The organism is Radiobacillus sp. PE A8.2, from assembly GCF_045635475.1.
GTDB lineage: Bacteria > Bacillota > Bacilli > Bacillales > Amphibacillaceae > JBJGXI01.
In genome coordinates, this window is record NZ_JBJGXI010000027.1 from 64,698 (window position 1) to 71,548 (window position 6,851).

The window sequence follows — 6,851 nt, forward strand, 5'->3', positions numbered from 1 at the left end:
AATAATTATCCCCCTTTACTTTTCTCTTATTTTTTTAGAAGGTACACATATTTTACTTAGGTTGTTTTCTATAATATTTTTGTTATTGCACAAAATAGCTAAACTCCGACGTAGTGTTAAACAGACGCAATGGAGGAGGCATTGTACTGCGGTCGATGAGTCGATGACGGCCACTACTGCGCTTATCTGTGACAAATGAGGCATTATTAGAATTGTGCGGCCACCAGCGCACTTATTTGGATGAATTTTTTGTTTCAACGAGTTGATATCGGTAAATAAGTGCTGTGGTGGCCGTCAAATCATCGAAATTGAAAATTTAAACTAAATAAGCGCTTATATGGCCGCTCAATCCGGTTAGCACCTTTGCTGTTGGTATAGCTAGACGCGTGAGCAAAAATCTCGAGCACTATGTCGCATTTTAATTCAAATATGAAATAATAAATAGCAAAGTTTATAAAAAGTGACTTGATTTCAAAAAAATATAGGGAAAAAGACATATCAGGATTATGATATGTCCTTTTCCTTGATTGTTCAGTTTTCTTTACTCTTCAGCAGCAAGTGCTTCTTCTTGTGCTTTGGCAAACTCTTCAGGTGTAACTTCCCCACCGAATAGAGCTTGAATTTGATTCAAGTGAACTTCTGCAACCGCAGGGCTCATTTGAACATCAGCATATAAAGTAATGTTTGATGCACTGCCTAGGTCGTTAAGAATGTCAATGTACATTTGTGGAAGCTCTGTACCTTCTGTAGACACTTTTGTTGCTGGGATAACCCCTGCATCAGTTACAGATACTTCGCCCCATTTTTCTACAAAGAATTTAACAAATGCTTTTGCTTCTTCTTTAACTGGAGATTCTTCAGCTACGAATAAACCAACACCAGGTCCACCTACAAAGCTGTCAATGTCTCCTTCTCCACCTTCAACAGTTGGGAACTTAAAGTACCCGATTGAATCTCTAAATTCTTGTGGATTATCTTCATTTGTAGTCCACTCAGGAAGATCCCACGTACCCATCAAGAACATTGCTGCTTGCTCATTTAGGAAATAAGCTTTTGCTTCATCGTTAGACAAACCATTGAATCCGTTAACAAATGCGTCCATATCAACTAGTTCTTGAATTTCTGCAGCAGCTTCGATAAGTGCTGGATCTTCAAAAGTGCCTGTGCGGTTGATTGCATTCGTTAATGTTTCAGGGCCACCAAAACGGTCAGCTAAATACATGTACCATAGAGAACCAGTCCAACGGTCTTTGTTACCTACTGTAACTGGAGTAACACCATTATCTGCTAGTGTTTGAACTACATTCTTGAATTCGTCTAATGTTTTTGGTACTTCTAAACCATATTCGTCAAAGATTGCTTTATTGTAATAAACCGGTGCAATATTTAACTCTAGTGGTAAACCATAAGTAGCACCATCTACTGCATAAGCATTTGTGGTACCCGGAACAAATAAATCACTTAAACCGTCATTAAGCAAGTCATCAAGAGGCGTGAACTTGTTTCCTTCTACATATGGCTGTAAGAAGCCTGCAGACCATGTCATACCTACGTCAGGTAACTCATTACCTGCTGCTAAAACTTTTAACTTCTCTTTGTACTGTTCATTTCCTAGGATTTCTGGTTCAACTGTTACGCCAGGATTATTTTCTTCAAACTCAGCAATGATTGATTCTACGATATCGTAGTGTTGTTTTGAACTACCTTCTGGCCATAAGTGCATAAAGTTAATTGTTTTTTCCTCAACTTCTTCGTTATTAGCATCTTGTTCTGGCTCATTGTTAGTATTCGTGTCAGTGTCAGTATTTGTATCACCATTTTCAGCGTTATTAGACGACGAAGAACATCCGGTAATTACTAATACAGTTGTCAAAAACATAGCTAATAAAATTGCAACCGCTTTCTTGTTAATCAAATTAAAAACCCCCTGCTCTTTTTTTAGTGCTATTTAACTTACAAATATAGATTATCACCTTTTATAGCAGGGGGATAGGTAACTATGATTGGCTAAAATACTACTATTTTTAGAAAACGCTTCCACAACCTTAAGATTCTTTTCTGTATGCACTTGGCGTTACACCTTCATACTCTTTAAACAGCTTTATAAAATACTTTGGCGTCTTATACCCAACTTGCTCTGAAATTTCTGCAATAGGTGTGTTTGACGAGAGTAATAGATTTTTTGCATCTTGAAGACGGCATCTCGTAACATATTCACTAAACGTTACATTTATCTGTTCCTTAAATAAAGCGCTGAAATAACTAGAATTTAAATGGACATGGTCTGCTACTTCCTTTAAAGTTAATTCACTTCGATAATGCTGATCAACAAAGTCAATAGCTTCTTTGATGGAGGAATTGGATAAGCCGTCTCGATTTACGTGGACTAGTTTATCATCCACGACCCTTTCCATTAAACCTGTGCGTTCTTGCTTAGCTTCCACTTGTATGGCTTGTTCTACAGCTTCAATCAATTTTTCTCTACTTAACGGCTTCAACAGATAATTAATCACACCTAAACGAAGTGCTTCTTGGGCATATTCAAATTCTGAATATGCTGAAATTACGATTACCACAGGATAAATTTCCTGACGCTTTAATGTCATTAGTAATTCCAGGCCAGTGATCTCAGGCATGCGAATATCTGTGATTAATAAGTGTATCTTTTGTTGATCTATAATTTTAATTGCTTCTTTTGCACTTTCAGCGGTCATCACTTGGTATCTTCCTTCAGACCAATTTTCTAATGTTTTCTTTAACCCATGCCTTGTTCTAGGTTCATCATCAACTATTAATATATTTTTGGCATACACTATTGAATCCCTCCCTGAATCGGTATCTCAAAAGTAATACTAGTCCCCATCCCTAGTTCACTATTTATAGCAAGCCCCGCTAAGTTATCTTCATAATATAAATGAAGACGCTTATTCACGTTAATAATGGCAATACCATTCCCTTTTAAAGAGGATACCCCATCCTCTTCTAAGTAGTTTCTTAGTTTTGCCACCCTTTCTTGATCCATGCCAGCACCATCATCTTCAACTTTCACTATTAACCTTGATGGATGCATCGATGCTTCTATCACAATTGATACGATGCAGTCGCCTGTTTTGTTTCCGGCACCATGCAGAATAGCATTTTCTACTAAAGGCTGAATAAGAAGTTTCGGAATTCTATTATTCTCCCAAACTTGAGGAACCGATATGTGCAAGTGGAGCCGATCGCCAAAACGCATTTGCATAATTTGCATATAGCGTTTTATATGCTCCATTTCCTCTTTTATCGTTACCCATTCACCAATATGTTTGTTGGTGATGGTATAACGGAATAGTTCTGACATCGCTACAACATACTCAGCTAGCTCATCTTCCTCTTTATCTATTAGTGACCAATATAGGGCATCTAAGGTGTTAAATAAGAAATGTGGATTAATTTGTGCTTGCAATGCTTTTAATTCGGTGCGACTACGTGTCAGTTCTTTCTCATATACCATTTGAATTAAGTGATTTGTTTCTTTTACTAACATATTATACGTACTATTTAATTCATTGATTTCATTTGTTGATGTTGTTGCTGGGTTCAAAGTAAGGCTTCCTTCACCAGCTTTCCGCATCGTTTCTGTTAGTTTAATAATTGGACGAGTAATAATAGTAGAAAGAAAAATTGAGCATATAACAAAGATAAAAATACCAATAATTCCGGAAATAACAATTACTGTTCGCAACGTTGATATACCCTCCATCAGGGCATCTACAGGGGTTAGAATAACCAAGGTCCAGCCTGTTATATCTGATATTCTTTCATTATAAATATAATCTGTATTGTTAATTTTCACTGTATTATCATCATTACCAAATAACGATGATATATCTTTTTGGTAATTAGAAATAATCGGATTGCTATACGCATCTACTACGATCATATACTCTTGTTCGGAGAAAGCTGTTGTATTCAATTGAAAGTAATTTTTACTAATCCGAATAAGTAAATAACCACCGTTTGTAAACGACTGATTCATCAAACTTACTCGTCGTATCGCAAGAAAATAATTAGAATTCATCGGATCAGTACCAATCCAGACTAAGCTTCCTTTTTGTACATCAGCACGATTAATCCATTTCTCCTCAATAAGATTAATTAAATTGGTATCATCGAGCGGCAATATACGTCTCGTATTTTTCGCATAAATTTCAACTGAGGTTATCCCATTCGCATTAGCTTGTATTGTACTAACTACATTGTTTAGTGCTTGCCTTTGTTTAAATGTAGCGGGTGTACCGTTTAACTCTTGCTGCAATAATTGTTGTACTTCAGCATTTGTAGCAATCTGTCTCGTTACCGTATCAATATGTTCATACAACGTTTCAATTCTACCGTTTGCCTCGGTTGCTACTTGTTGAATTTGCCTTTCTGCGTTATTTTTTATTAACATGGATACCCGATTAAATGTAGAAACACCGACAATCCCTAGGACGATCATCATTACTGAAAGGAAAACAACTAAAATTTGGTTTCGTAGAGTATTCCATTTTTTTAGCAGAGACAACACAGCTGTAACAACCCTCCCTCTATATAATATTTAAATAAAACATAGTTTATTTGATGAACTAAGTATAACTTAAATATAAGAAAACGTTAACATAAAATACTCCATAAAAAGAAGCTGACTGGATAAAGTATTGATATCATTAGTCAGCTTTTCGTGTACTTATGTTATTTCTTATAATCCCAAAGTATCCTCCATACGCCTTCTTCCTTTGTAACATAAACCGGCTGAACGAGACTAAAATTTCCATATTTCCCGTTAAAACTTTGGGTTACAGTGACGGCATATACTTCCATCAGACTCGAATCGTTTGTCATTTTCCAATCGTTATATTTCTTCACTCTACTTAAGGAAAATGAAAAAGTTGTCACCCCAAAATGATTCATAAATACATGCGGTCTGTCATGTATGTAGTGTCCTTTTTCAAACTTGTTTTTCATACTGGAGTGAAAAAGACTCCAAGATTGAGCAAATTCTCCAGCTTGTTCATGTCGGTAAAAATCTCTTACTATATCCTTTGCTTGATTTCGTGGTGATAATTGAATAATGATAAAAATAATCATCCCGAATACGACTACAAATATTAGCACGACTGATATCCTGTTTCTTTTCATCGTATCCGTCACCCTCTACTGCTAGTCTTATATTATCTTATTCAAGAAGGTAACAAATTAGTATGAGGTTGTTCATTTTGATAGACTGCTTGCTAAAAGGTTTGTCGTTATTGCGTAAAATAGCTAAACTCCGTCGTAGTGTAAAACATGCGCTTTGGAAAAATACGCCCTTTCCGGCGGGGAACGCCTCAGCCTCCTCGATCGCAAAGTGCGCTCTCTGCGGGGTCTTCAGACTGTTCCTTTCCCGCTGGAGTGGCGAATTTTTCCAAAGCTTAGGGTAGTTTTCTGTTACACACCTCTTATGAAGCGTAGGCCCTACACTTTGACTCCTCGAAAATACAACCCAATTTTCTTCGTGCGATGCTTCGCTGTCGTAGCTTTCCTTGGGACTGCGATTACTCGTCCCACCGAAAACATTTATCCTGCGGGACTAGTGGCCTAAGTGAGACCCCACAGCGCGATAGCGCGAGGAGGCTCACTAGAGCAAAGTGTAGGGACGGAGCGGTGTACATCTAAGATCGTGAGCACCTAACTACTACGCCGGATATCACCTCTATATGTAGTTTAAGCGCATCAAACTTTACGATTATGCACCAACAAAAGAGCAAAATAATAAACGAATAACACGAAATGATTAAAAGTACCTCGTCACGTCTATAATTATACTAAGCTTCATCAGAAAGGAAGTATTTTATGGAACAAGAAGACGGAAACTTTGCACGAGGTTGCTTTGTAGCAATACTTTTCTCCACGCCAATCTGGATTGGAATCGTCACATTGATTAGGAAATTATTATAATATATTTCTATTAGATTCATAAATTTCTAATGGTAAACCGTCAGGATCGCTAAAAAAAGTAAATTTCTTATTAGTTACAGGATCAATACGGACATCCTCTACTTTTATTTGTCTCTCCGTTAATTTTCTAACGATATTATCGATATCTTCAACTTCAAATGCTAAATGACGTAGCCCTTGAGCCTCTGGATAACTCGGCCTTTTCGGTGCATTTGGAAATGAAAAGAGCTCAATGAAGTATTCACCGTCGATAGCAAGGTCCAGTTTATAGGAATCACGTTCTTCCCGATATACCTCCCGCAAAATTTGTAATCCGAGCTTGTTGACATAGAAATCTTTTGACTCTTGATAATTCGAGCATATAATTGCAATATGATGCACCTTGCTGAACACATTTAACACTCCTCCATGATAAGATTCTTTTATCAGTTCAACAGTTCAGAATTCCTTAATAGAATAAATGTTTTCTATGGTTATTCTAAACAGTATTTTAGGGAAATTAATAGCAATATTTAGATTTTTTCAAAAATAGGTCTTTAGTCCTATTTAAAGTAGTGTAATATTGTTTTATAATGAAAACGGTTACAAAATTAATAAAAGTTTTCTTTTCGAAATAAGCGTTTACATGCTTTACTGATTATCGATTATTACTTAACTATTTGAACATAATAATGTCCCCCCTTGGCGCCCTTAATTGGGTGTCTTTTTTTTGTGAAAAAATTTAAATAAACGCTTTTTCACAGCTGATAAGTAAAATGGCATTATGAAACTGATTAACAAATTATGTGGCAATGTAAATGAAGATAAAGCAGTATTATTAAATTAATCTATGTATAATTCCGGGAGTTATTTCATACAATCTAATAATCACGATGAACTACTCAACTATTTTT

Annotated in this window: 5 protein-coding genes; all 5 read right to left on the reverse strand. The window is 36.2% G+C overall.

Annotated features, from left to right (window positions below):
• Nucleotides 1-541: 541 nt before the first annotated feature.
• Complete coding sequence (locus tag ACI6MV_RS14940; protein ID WP_407271123.1) at nt 542-1,912, reverse strand: extracellular solute-binding protein; 1,371 nt, start codon at nt 1,910-1,912, stop codon at nt 542-544.
• Between the two features lie 133 nt (nt 1,913-2,045).
• Complete coding sequence (locus ACI6MV_RS14945) at nt 2,046-2,813, reverse strand: response regulator transcription factor (protein WP_407271114.1); 768 nt, start codon at nt 2,811-2,813, stop codon at nt 2,046-2,048.
• A complete protein-coding gene (locus tag ACI6MV_RS14950) occupies nt 2,813-4,483 on the reverse strand; it encodes a sensor histidine kinase (RefSeq protein WP_407271115.1) in 1,671 nt (556 codons plus the stop codon). The genes ACI6MV_RS14945 and ACI6MV_RS14950 overlap by 1 nt, the downstream gene beginning before the upstream one ends.
• A 230-nt stretch (nt 4,484-4,713) precedes the next feature.
• Entirely contained in the window at nt 4,714-5,160 is a 447-nt protein-coding gene (locus ACI6MV_RS14955; protein ID WP_407271116.1) for a hypothetical protein, read from the reverse strand.
• 792 nt (nt 5,161-5,952) lie between these two features.
• Nucleotides 5,953-6,351, reverse strand: a complete 399-nt coding sequence (gene gloA2, locus ACI6MV_RS14960; RefSeq protein ID WP_407271117.1) for an SMU1112c/YaeR family gloxylase I-like metalloprotein — start codon at nt 6,349-6,351, stop codon at nt 5,953-5,955.
• Nucleotides 6,352-6,851 lie beyond the last annotated feature (500 nt).